Origin of the sequence: Mycolicibacter senuensis (genome assembly GCF_002101885.1) — a bacterium.
Lineage (GTDB): Bacteria > Actinomycetota > Actinomycetes > Mycobacteriales > Mycobacteriaceae > Mycobacterium > Mycobacterium senuense.
Genome location: NZ_LQPS01000013.1, coordinates 48,396 through 64,637, shown reverse-complemented (window position 1 = coordinate 64,637; position 16,242 = coordinate 48,396). Strand labels below are relative to the sequence as shown.

At 69.8% G+C, this 16,242-nt stretch carries 18 protein-coding genes; 6 read left to right on the top strand and 12 right to left on the bottom strand.

The features are described from left to right. The 3 genes from mycP to eccA form a co-directional block, all read left to right on the top strand. Positions 1-1,065: type VII secretion-associated serine protease mycosin (gene mycP / locus AWC24_RS02030; protein ID WP_085081840.1), on the top strand; the 1,065-nt coding region annotated here is incomplete at its 5' end. Then, on the top strand, positions 1,062-2,615 hold the full coding sequence (gene eccE, locus AWC24_RS02025) for a type VII secretion protein EccE (RefSeq protein ID WP_085081837.1): 1,554 nt from the start codon (positions 1,062-1,064) through the stop codon (positions 2,613-2,615). The genes mycP and eccE, both read left to right, overlap by 4 nt. A 103-nt stretch (positions 2,616-2,718) precedes the next feature. Next, entirely contained in the window at positions 2,719-4,518 is a 1,800-nt protein-coding gene (gene eccA, locus AWC24_RS02020; RefSeq protein ID WP_234807221.1) for a type VII secretion AAA-ATPase EccA, read from the top strand. A 6-nt stretch (positions 4,519-4,524) separates the two neighbouring features. Here eccA and AWC24_RS02015 read toward each other — a convergent pair whose 3' ends face one another. Continuing rightward, on the bottom strand, positions 4,525-4,842 hold the full coding sequence (locus AWC24_RS02015) for a DUF2710 family protein (RefSeq protein WP_085081835.1): 318 nt from the start codon (positions 4,840-4,842) through the stop codon (positions 4,525-4,527). Between the two features lie 50 nt (positions 4,843-4,892). Continuing rightward, entirely contained in the window at positions 4,893-6,437 is a 1,545-nt protein-coding gene (locus AWC24_RS02010; protein WP_085081834.1) for a DUF5631 domain-containing protein, read from the bottom strand. Between the two features lie 145 nt (positions 6,438-6,582). On the opposite strand from AWC24_RS02010, the gene AWC24_RS22320 reads away from it, so the two are divergent. Next, positions 6,583-6,741: a hypothetical protein gene (locus tag AWC24_RS22320; RefSeq protein ID WP_013826988.1), complete on the top strand. Its 159-nt coding sequence runs from the start codon at positions 6,583-6,585 to the stop codon at positions 6,739-6,741. On the opposite strand, the gene AWC24_RS02005 is transcribed toward AWC24_RS22320, so the two are convergent. The 5 genes from AWC24_RS02005 to AWC24_RS01985 all read right to left on the bottom strand — a co-directional run bounded on the left by AWC24_RS02005 (position 6,738) and on the right by AWC24_RS01985 (position 10,463). Then, positions 6,738-7,064, bottom strand: a complete 327-nt coding sequence (locus AWC24_RS02005; protein WP_085081833.1) for a DUF2694 family protein — start codon at positions 7,062-7,064, stop codon at positions 6,738-6,740. The genes AWC24_RS22320 and AWC24_RS02005 overlap by 4 nt on opposite strands. Beyond that, a complete protein-coding gene (locus AWC24_RS02000) occupies positions 7,064-7,378 on the bottom strand; it encodes a type VII secretion target (RefSeq protein ID WP_085081832.1) in 315 nt (104 codons plus the stop codon). Before AWC24_RS02000 ends, AWC24_RS02005 begins: the two co-directional genes overlap by 1 nt. A gap of 15 nt (positions 7,379-7,393) precedes the next feature. After that, positions 7,394-8,740, bottom strand: coding sequence for a DUF4226 domain-containing protein (locus AWC24_RS01995; RefSeq protein ID WP_085081831.1), 1,347 nt, complete (start codon positions 8,738-8,740; stop codon positions 7,394-7,396). A 123-nt stretch (positions 8,741-8,863) separates the two neighbouring features. Beyond that, positions 8,864-9,697 carry a C40 family peptidase gene (locus AWC24_RS01990; RefSeq protein WP_085081830.1) on the bottom strand — a complete coding sequence of 278 codons (834 nt, stop codon included), beginning with the start codon at positions 9,695-9,697 and terminating at the stop codon, positions 8,864-8,866. Next, on the bottom strand, positions 9,684-10,463 hold the full coding sequence (locus tag AWC24_RS01985) for a helix-turn-helix domain-containing protein (RefSeq protein WP_085081829.1): 780 nt from the start codon (positions 10,461-10,463) through the stop codon (positions 9,684-9,686). Before AWC24_RS01985 ends, AWC24_RS01990 begins: the two co-directional genes overlap by 14 nt. 148 nt (positions 10,464-10,611) lie before the next feature. Here AWC24_RS01985 and AWC24_RS01980 point away from each other — a divergent pair, with 148 nt between their 5' ends. Then, entirely contained in the window at positions 10,612-11,028 is a 417-nt protein-coding gene (locus AWC24_RS01980) for a WhiB family transcriptional regulator (protein ID WP_085081828.1), read from the top strand. Between the two features lie 48 nt (positions 11,029-11,076). After that, a complete protein-coding gene (locus tag AWC24_RS01975; RefSeq protein ID WP_085081827.1) occupies positions 11,077-12,054 on the top strand; it encodes a pirin family protein in 978 nt (325 codons plus the stop codon). Here AWC24_RS01975 and AWC24_RS01970 read toward each other — a convergent pair. From AWC24_RS01970 to fadD1, 5 genes are read right to left on the bottom strand one after another with little or no spacing between them, the layout of a single operon-like run. Then, positions 12,051-12,401: a DUF5615 family PIN-like protein gene (locus AWC24_RS01970; protein ID WP_085081826.1), complete on the bottom strand. Its 351-nt coding sequence runs from the start codon at positions 12,399-12,401 to the stop codon at positions 12,051-12,053. The two genes, AWC24_RS01975 and AWC24_RS01970, sit on opposite strands and share 4 nt — an antisense overlap. Beyond that, positions 12,398-12,787: a ribbon-helix-helix protein, CopG family gene (locus tag AWC24_RS01965; protein ID WP_085081825.1), complete on the bottom strand. Its 390-nt coding sequence runs from the start codon at positions 12,785-12,787 to the stop codon at positions 12,398-12,400. Before AWC24_RS01965 ends, AWC24_RS01970 begins: the two co-directional genes overlap by 4 nt. A 46-nt stretch (positions 12,788-12,833) precedes the next feature. After that, positions 12,834-13,859, bottom strand: coding sequence for a zinc-binding dehydrogenase (locus AWC24_RS01960; RefSeq protein WP_085081824.1), 1,026 nt, complete (start codon positions 13,857-13,859; stop codon positions 12,834-12,836). Positions 13,860-13,863: 4 nt separating this feature from the next. After that, positions 13,864-14,634 carry an SDR family NAD(P)-dependent oxidoreductase gene (locus AWC24_RS01955; RefSeq protein WP_085081823.1) on the bottom strand — a complete coding sequence of 257 codons (771 nt, stop codon included), beginning with the start codon at positions 14,632-14,634 and terminating at the stop codon, positions 13,864-13,866. Then, complete coding sequence (gene fadD1 / locus AWC24_RS01950; protein WP_085081822.1) at positions 14,631-16,235, bottom strand: fatty-acid--CoA ligase FadD1; 1,605 nt, start codon at positions 16,233-16,235, stop codon at positions 14,631-14,633. The genes AWC24_RS01955 and fadD1 overlap by 4 nt, the downstream gene beginning before the upstream one ends. Between the last annotated feature and the right edge of the window lie 7 nt (positions 16,236-16,242).

The following is a 16,242-nucleotide window of genomic DNA, read 5'->3' as shown; positions in this document are numbered from 1 at the left end:
CCTGCTCTACCCCCGCCCCCGCCGGAAGAGGGCGGTATGGCACCGGCCTCCGGGCCGCCGGATCCGCAGTCCGAGGACGAACCCGCTGTACCGCCGCCCCCGCCGGGCGCCCCGGACGGCGTCGTCGGGGTCGCCCCGCACGCGACGGTCATCTCGATCCGCCAGTCGTCGCGGGCCTTCGAGCCGGTCAACCCGCAACGGTTCGGCTACGACGACGAACGCATCAAAGCCGGCACCCTGGCCACCCTGGCCCGAGCCGTCGTCCACGCCGCCGACATGGGCGCCAAGGTGATCAACATCTCGGTGACCTCGTGCGTTCAGGTGGCGGCTGCGCTCGACCAGCGGGCGTTGGGGGCGGCGCTGTGGTACGCGTCGACGGTCAAGGACGCGGTGATCGTCACGGCCGCCGGCAACGTCGGCGAGGCCGGCTGCGCCAACAACCCGATGTACGACCCGCTGAACCCCAACGACCCCCGGGACTGGAACCAGGTCAAGGTCATCTCCAGCCCGTCGTGGTTCTCCGACTACGTCTTGTCCGTCGGCGGGGTCGACGCCACCGGTGCCCCGATCGACAAGAGCATGTCCGGACCCTGGGTGGGGGTCGCCGCGCCGGCCACCCACGTCATGGGCTTGTCCCCGCAGGGCGGCGGACCGGTCAACGCCTACCCCCCGGTCCGGGTCGGCGAGAAGAACATGCCGTTCTGGGGAACCAGCTTCTCGGCGGCCTACGTCAGTGGCGTCGCGGCCCTGGTTCGGGCGAAATATCCCGAGCTCACCGCGCACCAGGTGATCAACCGGATCGTGCAGACGGCACACAATCCGCCCGCGGGGGTGGACAACCGGGTCGGCTACGGGTTGGTCGACCCGGTGGCGGCACTGACGTTCAATGTGCCGCCGGGCGATCCGGTGGCGCCGGGGTCGCGGGCCCGCGTCATCACACCGGCAGCACCGCCACCACCGCCTGACCATCGGGCCCGGACCGTAGCCCTCGGATTCCTCGGCACGATTGCCGCGGCCGTGCTGGTGGCCGGCATCACCGCACGGATTCGGAGGGCGGTCAAGTGAGTTCGGTCCACCTGAGCGGGTTCAGCGCCTCCAGTAACCGGCGGCTGTTATCCGCCGTGACCGTGGCGCTGATCGGTCTGGCCGGCTGGGCGTTGGGCGGTCTGATCGGGCTCGCGGTGGCGCTGTCGCTCGCGGTGCTGGTGGTGCTGGTGCCGTGGTGGGGTCAGCCCGCGTGGTCGTGGGCGCTGCTGCGGTTGCGGCGGGGACCGGCAACCGACTGGGCCGAGCCGATCACGGTGGCCAACAACCGGGCCGGGGGCGGCGTGCGCATCCAGGACGGTGTGGCGGTGGTGGCGGTGCACCTGCTGGGCAAGGCGCACACCGCCACCGTCGCCACCGGATCGGTGAACGTGGAGACCGACAACGTCGTCGATGTCAGCGCGCTGCTGCCGATGCTGCGGCACGCGCTCGGGCTGGTGCTGGAGTCGATGAGTGTGGTCAGCATCGGCGCGCGCCGTGCCACCACCGGCGACTATCCGCGGGTCTACGACACCGAGATCGGCACCCCGCCCTACGCCGGCCAACGCGAGACCTGGCTGCTGCTGCGGCTGCGCGTCATCGACAACACCGCCGCGTTGCGCTGGCGCACCACCCTGGGCGCCACCGCCGTCGCCGTCGCCCAGCAGATCGCGGGCGCGCTGCGCTGCGAAGGGCTACGCGCGCGGGTCGCCACTGCCAGCGATCTGGTCGAACTGGACCGGCGACTCGGTAGCGCCCTGCTGCTGGCCGGCGCCGAACGCTGGAAGACGCTGCGGACCGAGGGCGGCTGGGTGACCACCTACGCGTATCCGGCCCGCGCCGTCAACGCGGCGCTGCTGGCCCAGGTGTGGACCCTGCCCGTCGACGAGGTGGTCCAGAACATCACCGTGTTCCCGGACGGGACATGCACGGCCACCGTCACGCTGCAGACTCCGCAACCCGCGCCCACTCCCCCGGCGGTGGTCTTGCAGCGGCTCAACGGGGAGCAGGCCGCAGCCGTAGCGGCCAACATGTGCGCTCCCCGGCCGCGACTGCGCGGACTGCGGCCCGGACGCCTACCGGACAGCCTGCCCGTCGAGATCGGCCCGTCGGGCGTGCTGATCGGAAAGCTGGCCAACGGCGACCGGCTGATGGTTCCGCTGACCGACTCCGGCGAACTGAGCCGGGTGTTCATCGCCGCCGAGGACCTGATCGCCAAGCGGATCGTCATCCGCGCCGCCGGAGCCGGGGAGCGGGTATGCGTGCACACCCCCGACAAGGCGCGCTGGGCCAGCGTCCGGATGCCGGAAGTGTCGATAGTCGGCGAGTCGAGGCCCACGCCGCGCTCGACCGTCAGCGTGGTGGACGGGCCGATCGCCCCGTCGCCGCGACCGGCCACCGTCATCACCGTGGCGCCACCCGGCACGCCGCCACCGCCACCGGACGTAGTCGAGGTGAGCATCTCCCAGATCGACCGGACCGCGGTGCGGGTTACCGCCGGCGGAAAATCGTGGCTGGCTACGGTGGAATTGTTCCGGGCCGAGAACCGGTACTGCAGCCCGGAGGCGCTGGCGCCGATGTCCGCGCGATGACGCCATCGCCGGATCGAGAGTCAGCTGGACAACCCGTATATGCGACAGAGGACGACGGACATTGAGTGACCTGCTGGCGGCCCGTCGGCACTTCGACCGGGCCATGGTGAGCATGGACGGCCGGTACGGCTCCCCGGAAGCACGGGCCGAGTTCGAGGCGGCCACCGAAGCCGACCCGTCCATGGCCGACGCCTGGCTGGGCCGTATCGCCTGCGGGGACACCACCCTCGACACCCTCAAGCGGCTCTACGCCAACAGTGACTGGCTGCACAAGGAGACCACCCGGCTGGGCCGGCACCTGGCGGCCCAGATCCCGCTGGGCCCGTACCTGTCGATCACGGTCACCGACGCCTCCCACGTGGGGCTGGCACTGGCGTCGGCACTGACCGTGGCCGGTGAGTACGAGCGCGCCGACGCCCTGCTGGCCGACAAGGGGCTCTTGGACAGCTGGATCAACCACCAGTGGCACCAACTGGCCCGCGCCTATCTGATGTTCGTCACCCAGCGGTGGCCGGATCTGCTGACCGTCGCCGCCGAGGAGCTGCCCGAGCGGGCCATCGTCATGCCCGCGGTGACCGCTTCGGTCTGTGCGCTGGCCGCCTACGCGGCCGCGCATCTGGGTCAGGGCCGGGTGGCGTTGGATTGGCTGGATCGCGTCGACATCGCCGGGCAGGCCCGGTCCTCGGAGCGGTTTCAGGCCGGCGTGTTGATCGCGTCAATCAATCCGAGCGAGATCCCACTGCTGGCTGCGGATCTGGCCTACGTGCGCGGCATGGTGCACCGCCAGCTCGGCGAGGAGGACAAGGCGCAGGTCTGGTTGTCCAAGGCGGCCATCAACGGTGTGCTGACCGAGCCGGCGAAAGCCGCACTGGCCGAGCCGAATCTGCGCCTGGTGGTCACCGAGGAACAGATCATCGACAGCCGCACCGACCGCTGGGACGCCGAATCGGCGAAGAGTCGCGCGGAACTCGACGACTACAACGCGGCCGACCGGCGCGCGGAGTTGCTGGAGCAGGGCCGTGCCGAGTTGGAGAAGCAGGTCGGGCTGGCCGAGGTGAAACGTGCGGTCAAGGCTCTGGAGGATCAGCTCGAGATCCGGGCCATGCGTCTGGAGCACGGCCTGCCGGTGGAGGGACAGACCAACCACATGCTGCTGGTCGGTCCGCCCGGCACCGGTAAGACCACCACCGCCGAGGCGCTGGGAAAGATCTACGCGGGGATGGGAATCGTCCGCAATCCGGAGATCACCGAGGTGCGGCGTTCGGACTTCTGCGGTGAACACATCGGTTCGTCCGGGCCGAAAACCAACGAGCTGATCGAAAAGGCCCTGGGCGGAATCCTGTTCATGGACGAGTTCTATTCCCTGGTGGAACGCCACCAGGACGGGACACCCGACATGATCGGCATGGAGGCGGTCAACCAGCTGCTGATCGCGCTGGAGAAGCACCGCTTCGACTTCTGTTTCCTCGCCGCCGGCTATGAGGATCAGGTCGACGAGTTCCTCACCGTCAACCCCGGCCTGGCGAGCCGTTTCAACCGCAAGATCCGGTTCGAGTCCTACTCGCCGGAAGAGATCGTCGAGATCGGTGAGCGCTACGGCTCCAGCCGGGCCACTGAATTGAACCCTGAAGCGCGGCAACGGTTCCTGGAAATGGCGACCGCCATTAGGAACTACTTCAGTCCGCGCGGCGAACACGGCATCAACGTCATGCACAACGGCCGGTTCGCCCGCAACGTGATCGAGGAAGCCGAATTGGCCCGCGACACCCGGGTCGCGGCCCAGAAGCGCGCCGGTCACCCGGTGACGATCGACGACCTCAAGACCATCATCGCCGTCGACATCGACGCCGCGGTCCGTGCGGTGTGCGACACCAAGCGCGAGATGGCCGCCATCAGCTGGTAGATCGCCTCAGACCGGGCTGCTGCCGTATCTGGCCTCGAAGTCGGACTCGGCCTCTTCGCGCAGCGCGGCGAAGACGACGTTGAGCCGCTCCGACAGTTCGCTGTAGGTGTAATCGCTGACCACGCACGGGTGCAGCGTCAGTTCGAGCAGTCGGCCGTCCGAATTCGCGACGGCACGGACATCCCCCAGATCGACGCTGTAGGTGGTGTTCTCGGCCTCGGCGACGAGGGCCTCCCATTTCTCGGCGGCCTCACGCAGGTCCCTCAGGACGGACTCAACGAGGTCCTTGTCGCTGAGTTCCGCGCGGCTATCCGGCCCCGACATCGGCTAAGTATGTCGAGCGGGTGTGAGCAGCGTCAATTCATCATCGCCCGTTATGTCTGCGGATCCCACGGGCCGGCCGGCGGCGCGCTGAGTGTCCGGAACCAGCTGTAGTGGTAGTTGGCCGATACCGTGTCGCCCGTCGCGACGCCTTCGGTGGCAGCCAACAGCATGCAGTTCAGCACCAGCGTGAGATCGGTGTCGGGGTACTGCGCCAGCAACTGGTAGCGCAGCGTGTCCAGATGCACCCGGAGCAGGTCTACTTCGGCGTCGAGCACGCCGGTCCCGGCGGATCCGGCCTTGGCCAGGGTATTGGCCATCCGCGGCAGGCCATCACGCCAGTGGGTGGCCTCGCTGAGCTGCCAGCCGAGGTCGTCGATGAGTTCCAGCTCGCGAGGCTGCACCGACGCGTCCGTCGCAGCGAAGTCGCTGGCCCAGCCCAGTCGGTCGCCGGGGCCGTAGGAGGCCGACTCCGCTGCGGCGCTCAGCATCGCGGTGGCGGTCCCGCTCCGGCGGCCCGGCTCCAGCAGGTGCACGCCGGCCGGTAGCTCGATCCCGGACGGGATCCAACCGTCGGCGACATCGGTGACCAGAAGCGTTCTTCCGTCAGCGAAGGTGCCGATGGCCCAGCGCAGGCCGGGTTCCTGACGGGCGACGAAGGCCAGCAGACGCTGCAACCGCTGCTCGCCGGACTCGGTGACCGCGGGTGCCGGCGGAGCAGGTGCCGGCAGAGCGGGTTCGGCGGGCACCGGCTCCGGAGATGCCGGCGCAGCAACCGGTTCGGCGGCCACGGGCATGACGGTGGTCTGGTCGTCGTGCCCCTCGTCGCGCGGGACGACGGCGGGCTCAGCCGGCGGGACGACGGCGAGTTCGCCCGGCGGGACAGCCGGTTGCGGCTCCGCGGCGGGCCGATCCGGCTCGACCGTCTCGAACACCGGAGCGGGCTCGGGAGCCGGTGGCGGAGGTGGCGGTGGCGGTGGCGGTGCGGGCGGCAGCACTTCCGGGGGCGGCGAGGTCTTTTCGGCCGGCGGCGGTGTCGGGGCCGGGGTCGGCGGTGTCAGCTCGGTCGGTGCGTCCACGACGACCGGTTCGGGCATTCGATGGCGTGCGCGTCGGCCGCGCTTGCCTCCGATCTCGTGGGGCGGCTCGGCGGAGCGGGACTGCTCGGGCGTCGCCGGAATCCGCTCGGGCGCCTCGTCAGGTACCGGGGCCGCGTTCAGGCTGACGTACTCGGTGCCGAACTCCAGGGCTTCCTTGTGAAGTTGGCGAACGGTCGACTCCACCCGAAGGACCGCGAACGCCCGGGCGACGTTGATGACCCTGGCCTCCGCGGTCTGTCGTGCCTGTCCGACAAGGTCGGATCGACCGATCACGTGCAGTTTCTCGTTCGCCGAATTCGCGATGCGCTGCAGATCCGCGCTCAGGTAATCGGCCAGCGGGGCCGTCTCCGGGGTGATCGTCGCCAATTCAGCCGGCCACAGCCCCCCGAGCACCCAAGCGCTACAGTCGACCGGAGCGCTGAAGGCCGGGATCGCCAGTGCTTCCCGAGCCGCGTTCCGGAGGCGCTGACGCGCCGACCGCCGACCGAAGATAGCCACCGCGCAAGCCTACCGTTGCCCGCCCAACCCCCTTGTCGGAATGTGCCGCGCGTCGAACCCGCCGTGCAACACCGCGCGGCGCTCATCAACAACCTCGTTGCGTCGTGAATTGTCAGCCCCACAGCAGGTCGGTAGCGTGCAAACCATGGCCGACGCCGGTTCTCCCGCAACGGGGTGTGCAGCGCAGCTCCGGGAAGTGCTTGCGCTGCTGGAGCGAGCGCGAAATCTTTTCGGCGACATGGTCGTTGATCCGCCGGCCGATATCGCGCCGCGGACCGACGCCGCCGGCCGCTGGGTGGTTTAACTTCCGGTGCCGTCCTCGGCCCGGTGGCCGGCGTGCAATCGGTGGTTCAGCAGCCGCTCGGTGGCCACCCGAAGATCGTCGGTGGTCGGCACCGCCGCCGACGGGGAGTGGCCCGTGGTGACGATCTCGCCGCGGATCTCCAACGCGGCCTTGAGATACGACACGTCCGCGGCCAGAACGATAGCCTCCGCCAGCCGGTCGGCGTCGGCAGTCATGGCCGCCTCGCTGAGCGCCACACTGTGCAGATACCCGCCGCGGCAAGACCGGAACAGCACATCACCGCTCGGGTGGGTGGTGTCGAACGCGGGGTTCGGCTCAGTCATCAGCGCCCGTCGGTGAGATGCCGGAAGGACTTGGCGGCGTCGTCTTCATGCTGGTTCCACGTTGCCACGGCCAGGTTCAGGTTGTCCGACATCTCGGCATGTTCGTTCGACTGGTCGTCATAACAGTTCTTCCGCGCGTCGAGCAAGGCGCCGGCCGCCCGGCGAAAGTCACCGTAGATCGGCCCGAGTGCGCTCAGGGTGGTCTGGATCGCCTCGTGAGACGCCGGGACGGTGGCCAGGTAGTCCGACGCTTCCCGGTGGTTCCCCGCGGCGTTGGTCAGAACGCCCTGATCGACGTGAATGTTCTCTGGCATCTGGTACCTCCCTGGCTAATCGACGATGACGGTTGGAACGTGGATTTTCAAGCTCGCTGGGGTCCCCGACGACATCGCGGGTCTGGTGGGGGCCGGTTCGCCGGCCGTGATGGGCTCCGCGATGCGCACCGGCGGATGCTGCCAGCCCAGGAAGCCCGGCCCGCGCAGGTTGGCAGCGAGGTGGAGCTGGCCGTCGAGCAGCGCTTTGCCGTTCCCGACCGACAGTGCATGGCGGTCGGTGAGCACCCCGATGTCCCCCGGCTGCAGCTGTGCCTGGTCGACCGGTGATGTCACCGGTGTTCCGGCGGGCGGGATGTCAATCCCCTGGCGGCGGAACGCCTCTGCCACGGGCGTCCCGTCGGCGGCTGCCTGCATCGCCGCGGCCAACTGCGGATCAACGACGGTGGTGGTCGCGCCGTCGGGCAGTGTCACGGTGACCGGGCCGTCCTGCCGGGGCTCCGCTGCCGCATCATCGCGGTCATCATCGCGTTCGCCCCCGTCGGAGAAAGTGTCGTCGTCGGCCGGTGTCGCCGCATCTGTCGGCCCCTCGTCGTCGGCGGGTTCGGCGCCGTAGCCGGAGCCGGACAGCGATCCGGCCGGCGGCAGCCCTGCCATGGGCGGCATCGCACCGAATCCGGGGCCCTCGCCCCCGAAACCTGGGAACGCGGGCATGGGTGGCGCCGCCGCCGGCCGCTGGGCGGAGATCCGGTAATCGTCTTCCGGTTCCTCGTCCGGCAGTGAATCGAGGTAGCCGTCCTCGGCAAAGCTCGGGGCAGCCTCGGCAAGGCTCGGGGCGACGGGTGCCGGGGACGGACCGCCGCCAGGTTCCGGATTCTGTTCGACCGGTGCCGGATCGACGCGGTGCGCTGAGGGGGCCGCATACAGCGCGGTCAACGCGGCGGTCAGTTCCTGCTTGGAGGTGTCGTCGTCGTTGGCCTCTTCGACCACTCCGATGATCTCGCCGAGTTTGACGATCAGGAATCGCTGGAACTCGCGCGCGCCCGCGGCGGTGCTCAGGTCCCAGTGTTGTGTGGCGCCGACGATCTCCGTCTGCACGTTGTCGAGGCGCCGACGGCCATCCAGGGTGGTCTTGTGCGCGTGCCGCAGTGCGGCGATGATCTGTCGATCGAATTCCGCGGCCTTCGATAACTGTTGCGCCAGAGCCGATTCCGCTGTTCTCATGGCTTGCGCGGCGCTGCCCTGCTGTGTATCGGCGGGCGCCAGCCGGTGCAGAACTCGGTCGTAGCCGTCCGGCGGCAGCGGAAGGGTCAGCGCCGCCTGCGCCGCGCGGGTCGCTTCGCCCGCGCCACCGGTCTCTTCGATACGACGGATCGCGTCCAGCACCTCGTCGCGGGTCGCCATTGCTTCAGCCCAACATCGTTGCGTCGGCCCGGTGTTCATGCGCTGACCGCTCCATGGCCGGTGACTGTACCGATGGCGCGCGGAGCCGACAATTCACCTGCCGGCCCGGTGGGGACAGCCGGGTCATGGCACCGGACGCCGGATCGCGACATGGGCGCCCAGCGGGCTGATCTGGACCGTTGCCCCGGCGTGTGGCGCCTCGACCACCATGTTGTTGCCGATCGCCAGCTGGACGTGGCCGATGCTGGGGAACACCAGGTCGCCGGGCCGGATCTGGGAGCGCGACACCGGAATTCCGTCGTGGATCTGGGTGTAGGTGGTGCGCGACAGTGGCACTCCGGCCTGGGTGTAGGCCCACTGCGTCAGTCCCGAGCAGTCGAATCGGTCCGGGCCGGTCGCACCCCAGACGTAGGGCTTGCCGAGCCTGGACAACGCGGCACGAACCGCCGTTCCGGCGCGAGTGTTGGGAAGCCGCAACCGATCCAGCCCCGCTGTCCGGCGGCGCGCACCCCGGTAGCGTAATCGCCGCAGCCGCCGCCGATGTGCCTGCGCGCGATGCCGGGCCGACACCACGTGGGCGCGCTGGGCCCGCAATCGTGCCGCTCGTCGGCGCATCGCCTCCCGCTGTGCCAGTGGGGTGTCGGGGACGATGGCCGCGTCGGCGCGGGCGGCCGCGGCGACACCGTTGGTCTGCTGCCCGGCCCGGGCGTGGTCGGCGACCGCGGCGGCGAGCACGGCGGTGGCGGCGGCATCGGTACGGGCGTTGCCCGACAACAGCTCTCGCTGAGCGAGCACGGTCTGACGGTAACGGCCCTGCCCGGGGCCGGTAGGTGCAGCTGCGGCTTGTCCGAGCAAGTCGATATAGCGCTCCAGCCGGGTGTTCAGTGACACCGGCTGCGGGCGTCCCGCGAACAGTCGGTGGGCGCGGTCCAGCAATTCCAGATCACCGTCGCTCACGGTGGCCTCCTTCGTCGGCTCGCTCCGGCGTATCCGCGGCCCCGTCGGCGAACGCGCGCACCCGGGCCAGCGCCCCCGGCGGGATCACTCCCCGGTTGCGGATGTCCCACATCTCCTCCGCACTGACCCCGAGCAACGCCGCGATCACCGGCTCGGGCAGCGACGACCGGGCGCATGCGTCGTCGAACCGGGCGGGAAGGCTGCTGGGCATCCGTTGCAGCAGGTCGCTCCGGATCGCCTCCAGTGCCTGCAGATGCGCCATGAGTTTGGCGGCGTGCTCCGCGCCGGCGTTGACCGCCACCCGCCAGGAGCTGGCCGCCAGCAGCTCCGCCTTGACGCACTGCGTGATCACCGAAAGAATATACGTCTCGTATTCGTCTGACGCTTCCGAGGGAAGACGGGCGATCACCGAACGCAGCGCCTCGAGCTGCGCCTCGGCGTATCCCTCCAAGACGTCGGTGTCACTGTGACGGTCGACGACGACGGCTCCGGCCGGCCGCGCCGGCGACACCTGCGGCACAGCCAGCAACTGCGCGAGCTCGGCGTCCGCGTCGTCGGCGACCAGCAGCCGAGAATAGGTTCCCGGCGGCAGGCCGAGACCATTTTCCACCTTCTGAACTGTGCCTTTGTGGGGCTTCCGGGCGCCGCGCTCCAAGTAGCTCAAGCCCATGACGCTTACTCCGGTGGCCGCGGCCAGTTCCGCCAGCGACCAGTCTCGCGCCTCGCGCAGTGCCCGGATGGCCGCGCCCGCCGACTCGCGGCTCACCGTTGCGCCCCGACCATGACCGGATACTACACAGCCTCCGCGTACCCGACTTACATATATGTTTTTATCAACTTCTCTTGCGTCGGCGCTATCCGTTCATATACGTTTCCATCTACGTTATCTGATCCGTCGCCAACAGGAGGTCCCGATGGCACTCCCCTGCTCCACCAACCCCGAACTGTGGTTCGGCTACCCCGACGCCGACGGCGCCGACGGCGCCGCCAAGGCGCGGGCCTACGAGCAGTCCGCCACCGAGGCGCGGCTGCTATGTCTGCGCCGCTGCCCGCTGGCCCAGCAGCGTCGCTGCGCCGCGCTTGCGGTGGAACGCGGTGAGGAGTACGGCGTGTGGGCCGGCGTCAAGCTTCCCGGCGGCCAGTACCGCAAGCGCACCGAGCTCGCGCAGGCCCACGCGGTGCTGCGCGAGATCGCCGCCGGCACGATCAATTCGCGCGAGCTCCCCGATAACCAGGCGTTGCTGACCAACCACGAACGGCAGCAGCTGCCGGTGGCCGCGGCGGTTTTTCACCTGCCCACCGGCCGGATCGGTTCCCCTTCAGCAGCGTGACCGGTAGTGTCACCGACGCGGCTCGGTGCACGGCACGGAGGTGGGCGGTTGAGCAACCTGGAGACTACATCGGCTGAATTCGCCTGTGCTGCAGCACCGGCCGACGGCATCGAGGTGCTGCGCCCGCGGGAGGTGCCACTGGGCGGGCCGCGCGCCATCCGGGTGCGCCGCACCCTGCCGCAGCGGGAGCGCTCGCTGATCGGCGCCTGGTGCTTCGTCGACCATTACGGGCCGCATGACATCGGCCGCGACGGGGGCATGGACGTGCCGCCCCATCCGCACACCGGGCTGCAGACCGCGACCTGGCTGTTTCACGGCCGCGTCGAGCATCGCGACAGCGGCGGAGTGCACGCGCTGGTGCGCCCCGGCGAGTTGAACCTGATGACCGCGGGCGCGGGCATCTGCCACTCGGAGGTCTCGGTGGACGCCGACACCGCGCCGGTGCTGCATGGCGTGCAGCTGTGGGTGGCGCTGCCGGACGCCGACCGCCATACCGCCCGGGCCTTTCACCACTTCGCGCCCGAACCGGCGGCGCTGCCCGGCGCCACCGCGTTGGTGTTCCTCGGGGAACTGGCCGGTCACCGCTCCCCCGTTCCGTCCTTCACTCCGCTGCTGGGCGCCCAGGTCGATCTGGATCCGCGACGCGAGCTCGCGCTGGAGGTCGATCCGGCGTTCGAGCACGGTGTGCTGTGTGATCGGGGCGCGGTTGCGCTGGCCGGGGCGGCGCTGGGGATCGGCGAGCTGGGCTACCAGGGGCCGGGTCGCACGGAGCTGGCGCTGGCCAACACCGGCGACTCCCCCGCCCGAGTGCTGTTGCTGGGCGGGGTGCCGTTCGGCGACGAGCTGGTGCTGTGGTGGAACTTCATCGGCCGTAGCCACGATGAGATCGCCCAATACCGGCAACTGTGGCAGGACGGCGATGACCGGTTCGGCGCGGTCCGCGGCTACCGGGGCCGGCTGGAACGACTGCCCGCACCGCCACTGCCGCCGGTGCGGCTGCGGCCCCGCCGGGCAGGCGGCGGCTAACGCTGTTGCAAGAACACGGTCCGGTCGGCGAGATCTTCGGCTTGCACCGCGACGACAGCCGCGGCGAGCGGCGCGACTCCCGACGGACGCCGAGAAAACCGCGTGGCTAAAGCGATCAACAATCCCGGATGGTGCCGACCCCCGGCAAGGTACTCCGCGGCGATCCGCGTGAAATCACCGACGTTCTCGGTGAGAACCGTGTAGCCGCCGGCCACAGCCGCTGCAAACACGGTCGGGTCATCGTGGCCGGCGAGACCGAGGCCAGCCACCGTGCGCACCGCCAAACCGGCTGCTTCCAGACGCTCCGCCAAGGCGGCCGGATACATCTCATCCAGAAGTACCTTCACCGGTTGTCGGCGACGGCGGTCTCACTGCGATGCAGATCGATGCGGGCCTGAATCTCATCGGGATACGCACGTCGGTACGCCAACGCTGCGTCGATCTGGGGTCGGGTGGCGGTCCCGTCTGCCGCTAGTTCGGCCGTCGGATCGTCGACCGGCCCGAGGTCGTCGATCCACATGGCGATCTCCCAGACGTCGGGCCCGCCGATGACGCCGGCCCGCCGGCCGTTCGGGCCATCGCGAAACGTGATCAACGGATGCTCGTCGCGCCGGGCGCCTTCCTCGGCGTAGCGCCGAAGCCGCTCCGACAGGCTTTCCCCGGCTGCGCGGGCGCGCAATCGCAGCCGCTCAGCCAGGCGGTCATCGAGGCGGACGGAGACATTCACCGACATGCCTACAGTGTTGCACGTTGTAAACAATCGTGGGAGCGGCCGTCCGCTACGGCGTGAGCAGCACCTTCACCACGTCCCCGGATCGGGCGGCGACTGCGCGGTAGGCGTCGGCCGCGGCGTCCAGCGGCATCTCGGTGGTGAAGATGCCGGCCACCGATAGCCGCCCGGATTGCAGCAGCGGCACCAGCTGCGGCCAGGTCTGCTGCACCGGCGCGGTCGTCATGCGCAGCGTGATGCTGCGCACCAAGGCGGCCAGCGCGGGGAAGGGGAAGGGCTGCAGGTCATGCACGCCGACCACCGACACCGTGCCGCCGGCACGTACCGCCGTCAGGGCGTCAGCCAACGTGGTGTCCGAGCCGACGGCGTCGATCACCACGTCGACACCACGCCCACCGGTGTGCTCCATCGCCGCGACGGTCGCCGACGGCGGTGCGGGTGTCGCGCCCATCGCTGCCGCACGGTCCCGCCGTTGAGGGACCGGGTCGATACCGAGAACCGTTGCCGCACCGAGGAACAGCGCGCTTTGTGCCGCGCACAGCCCCACCGCGCCCAACCCGATCACGGCCACGGTGCCGCCCGCCGGGATGTCGGCGCGCAACGCGGCCGCCCAGCCGGTAGCGAGGTTGTCGGTGAGCAGCAGGGCTTCCTCGTCGCAGAGTCCCTCGGGGATGCGGGCCAGCTGAAAATCCGCCCCGGGCACGGCGAGCAGCTCCGATTGGGCCCCGCCCAGTGCGCCCGATCCGAAGATCAACGGGCCGGTGTGGCACCGGATCGGGTCGCGGGTGGCGCAGCCGGCACAGTGTCCGCACCCGGCTACCGAGGACACCATCACCCGGTCGCCGGCCTTGACCGAGGTCACTTCGGGGCCGACGTCGACGACGGTGCCGATCGCCTCATGTCCGACGGCCACCGGTTCGGCCATGGGGAAGTGGCCCTCGTAAATGTGCAGATCCGACCCGCAGATCGCGGTCGCGGTCACCGCGATCACGGCACCGTCAGGGCCGGGCAGGCCGGGGTCGGGGCGGGTGTCGACGCGGACCGATCCGGGTGCATCGATTACGACACTGCGCATCTCGTCATCCTTCTAGTAGTGACTGGACCTTGCCGAGCAGGTCGGGGTAGCGCTTCATGTGGGCGCCGCCGTTGATGTCGAAGGCCGACCCGGTGATCCAGGAGGCGCGTTGTGAGGTCAAGAACTCCACCGCGTCGGCGATATCGCTCGCGGTACCGGACCGGCCCAGCGGGGTGTTCTCGATGTACTCGTCGGTGAGGCCGGGCACCATCGTCAGCCCGGCGACCAGGGGAGTGTCGACCAGGCCGGGGGAGACGGCGTTGACCCGGATGCCGCGAGCGGCCAACTCCAAAGCGGCCACCTGGATCAGCATCAGCACACCGGCTTTGGCGCTGCAGTAGGCGGCCATCGCGGTCCCGGGCTGGCGTCCGTTCAGCGACGAGACCGCCACGATGCTGCCGTCGTCCGCCATGGTGCGGGCCGCGTGCTTGATCACCAGCATGGTGCCGGTCAGACAGACATCGATGGTGGTCTGCCAGCCGGCCAGGTCGATGTCGGGGATCGCGCCGATCACCGACAGCCCGGCGCAGCTGACCACGCTGCGCACCGGTCCGCGCTGTGCCGCGATCGCGAATGCCGCGGCGATGCTGTCCTCGTCGGTCACGTCGGCGGTCACCGCGGTGGCCCCATCGCCGAGTTCGGCGGCCCGCTGCTGCGCCGCCTCGGTATTGACGTCGGCGATCACCACGTGGTCGCCTCGCGCGGCCAAGGCCTGCGCGGTGGCCAGCCCGATGCCCGAGGCGCCGCCGACGATCAGCGCTACAGCTTGTGTCATCGGTGAGCTCCCGCCGTTGTGCCGTAGTTGTTTTCACGCTCCGGCCGTACCCACAGCGGGTCCGCGCCGACATCGCTGCCCTCGGCCACCAGCACGCGTTTGAGCACCTTGTTGGTGGCCGTCGCGGGCAGTTGCGCCATGATCCGGACGTAGCGTGGCCACGCCTTGGGCGACAGATCCTCCTGGGCGGCAAGGAATTCGGTGAATTCGTCCCGGGTCAGCTCGGTGCCGTCGCGTAGCACCAGTGCGGCCATCACCTGGTCGCCGACGTTGCCGTCGGGCACCGCGTACACCGCGGCCTGGCTGATCGTGGGGTGGCGCATCAGGATGCGCTCGATCGGGGCGGCGGCGAGGTTCTCGCCGTCGACGCGCATCCAGTCCGCGGTGCGCCCGGCCAAATAAATCCAGCCGTCGGCATCCTTGTACGCCAGGTCACCCGACCAGTAGATGCCGTCGCGCATCCGCTCAGAGGTGGCTTCGGCGTTGTTGTAGTAGCCGGTGAAGAACCCCGATCCGGCGGTGTTGACCAGCTCTCCGATCGCCTCCTCGGCGTTGGTCAGCACGCCGTGCTCGTCGAACACCGCCGTCGGGCATTCGGCGACCGGATCGCTCCGGTAGATGGCCACGCCGGGGAAGCCGCGCCCCACCGAGCCGGGCGGGGTGCCTTCGTCGCGGGTGATGGTGACCGCGTTCTCGGTGGACCCGAACGCGTCGACCACCTGCGCCCCGAACCTGCGGGCGAATTCGGCGATGTCGCGTTCGGAGGCCTCGTTGCCGAACGCGACGCGCAGCGGGTTGTCGGCGTCGTCGGACTGTTCGGGGTGGGCCAGCAGGTAGGCGAACGGCTTGCCGACGTAGTTCATGTAGGTGGCGCCGTAGCCGCGGATGTCGGCCAGGAAGCGCGAGGCGGAGAACTTCGCCGGGGCCATCGCCGCACCGGCGGCCACGGCCGGGCCGAAGCCGGCGGCGATCGCATTCGAATGGAACAGCGGCATCGACAGGTAGACGACGTCGTCGGCGCCCAACTCGAACCGTTCGGTCAGGCTCTGCCCGGCTACCAGCACCATGAAGTGGCTGACCAGCACCGCTTTCGGGTCGCCGCTGGTGCCGGAGGTGAAGATCAGCATGAACGGGTCCAGCGGCTCGGCCTGCCGGTGCGGTTGCAGTGCGCCGGCGCCGGCGCACTGCTGCTCCCATGCCGGGTCGTCGACGTCGATGACGGTGATGCCGGTCAGGTCCACCCCGGTCAACAGATCGCGGTGCGCGGCGTCGACGAGCAGGGTCTGCACGTCGGCGGTGCGCAGGTCACCGGCCAGGGCTGATCCGCGCCGGGTGTCGTTGACCCCGCACAGCACGTAGCCGCCCAGCCCGGCGCCGGCGACCGCGGTGAGCATCGCGGGGGTGTTGCCCAACAGGGCGCCCACGTGCATCGGGCGGCCGCGGTCGGCGCGGGCGAGCAGCACGGCGGCATGGCGGGTTGCCCGGTCCAGATACTGCCGCCAGCTCCATCGGGTCTGCCCGCCGTGGGCATCGTTGTAGAGCACCGCCGGCCCATCGTCGTCCGCGCGTTCGGCAAGCAGTTGTTGCATCGTCTCGGCCATGGCGCCT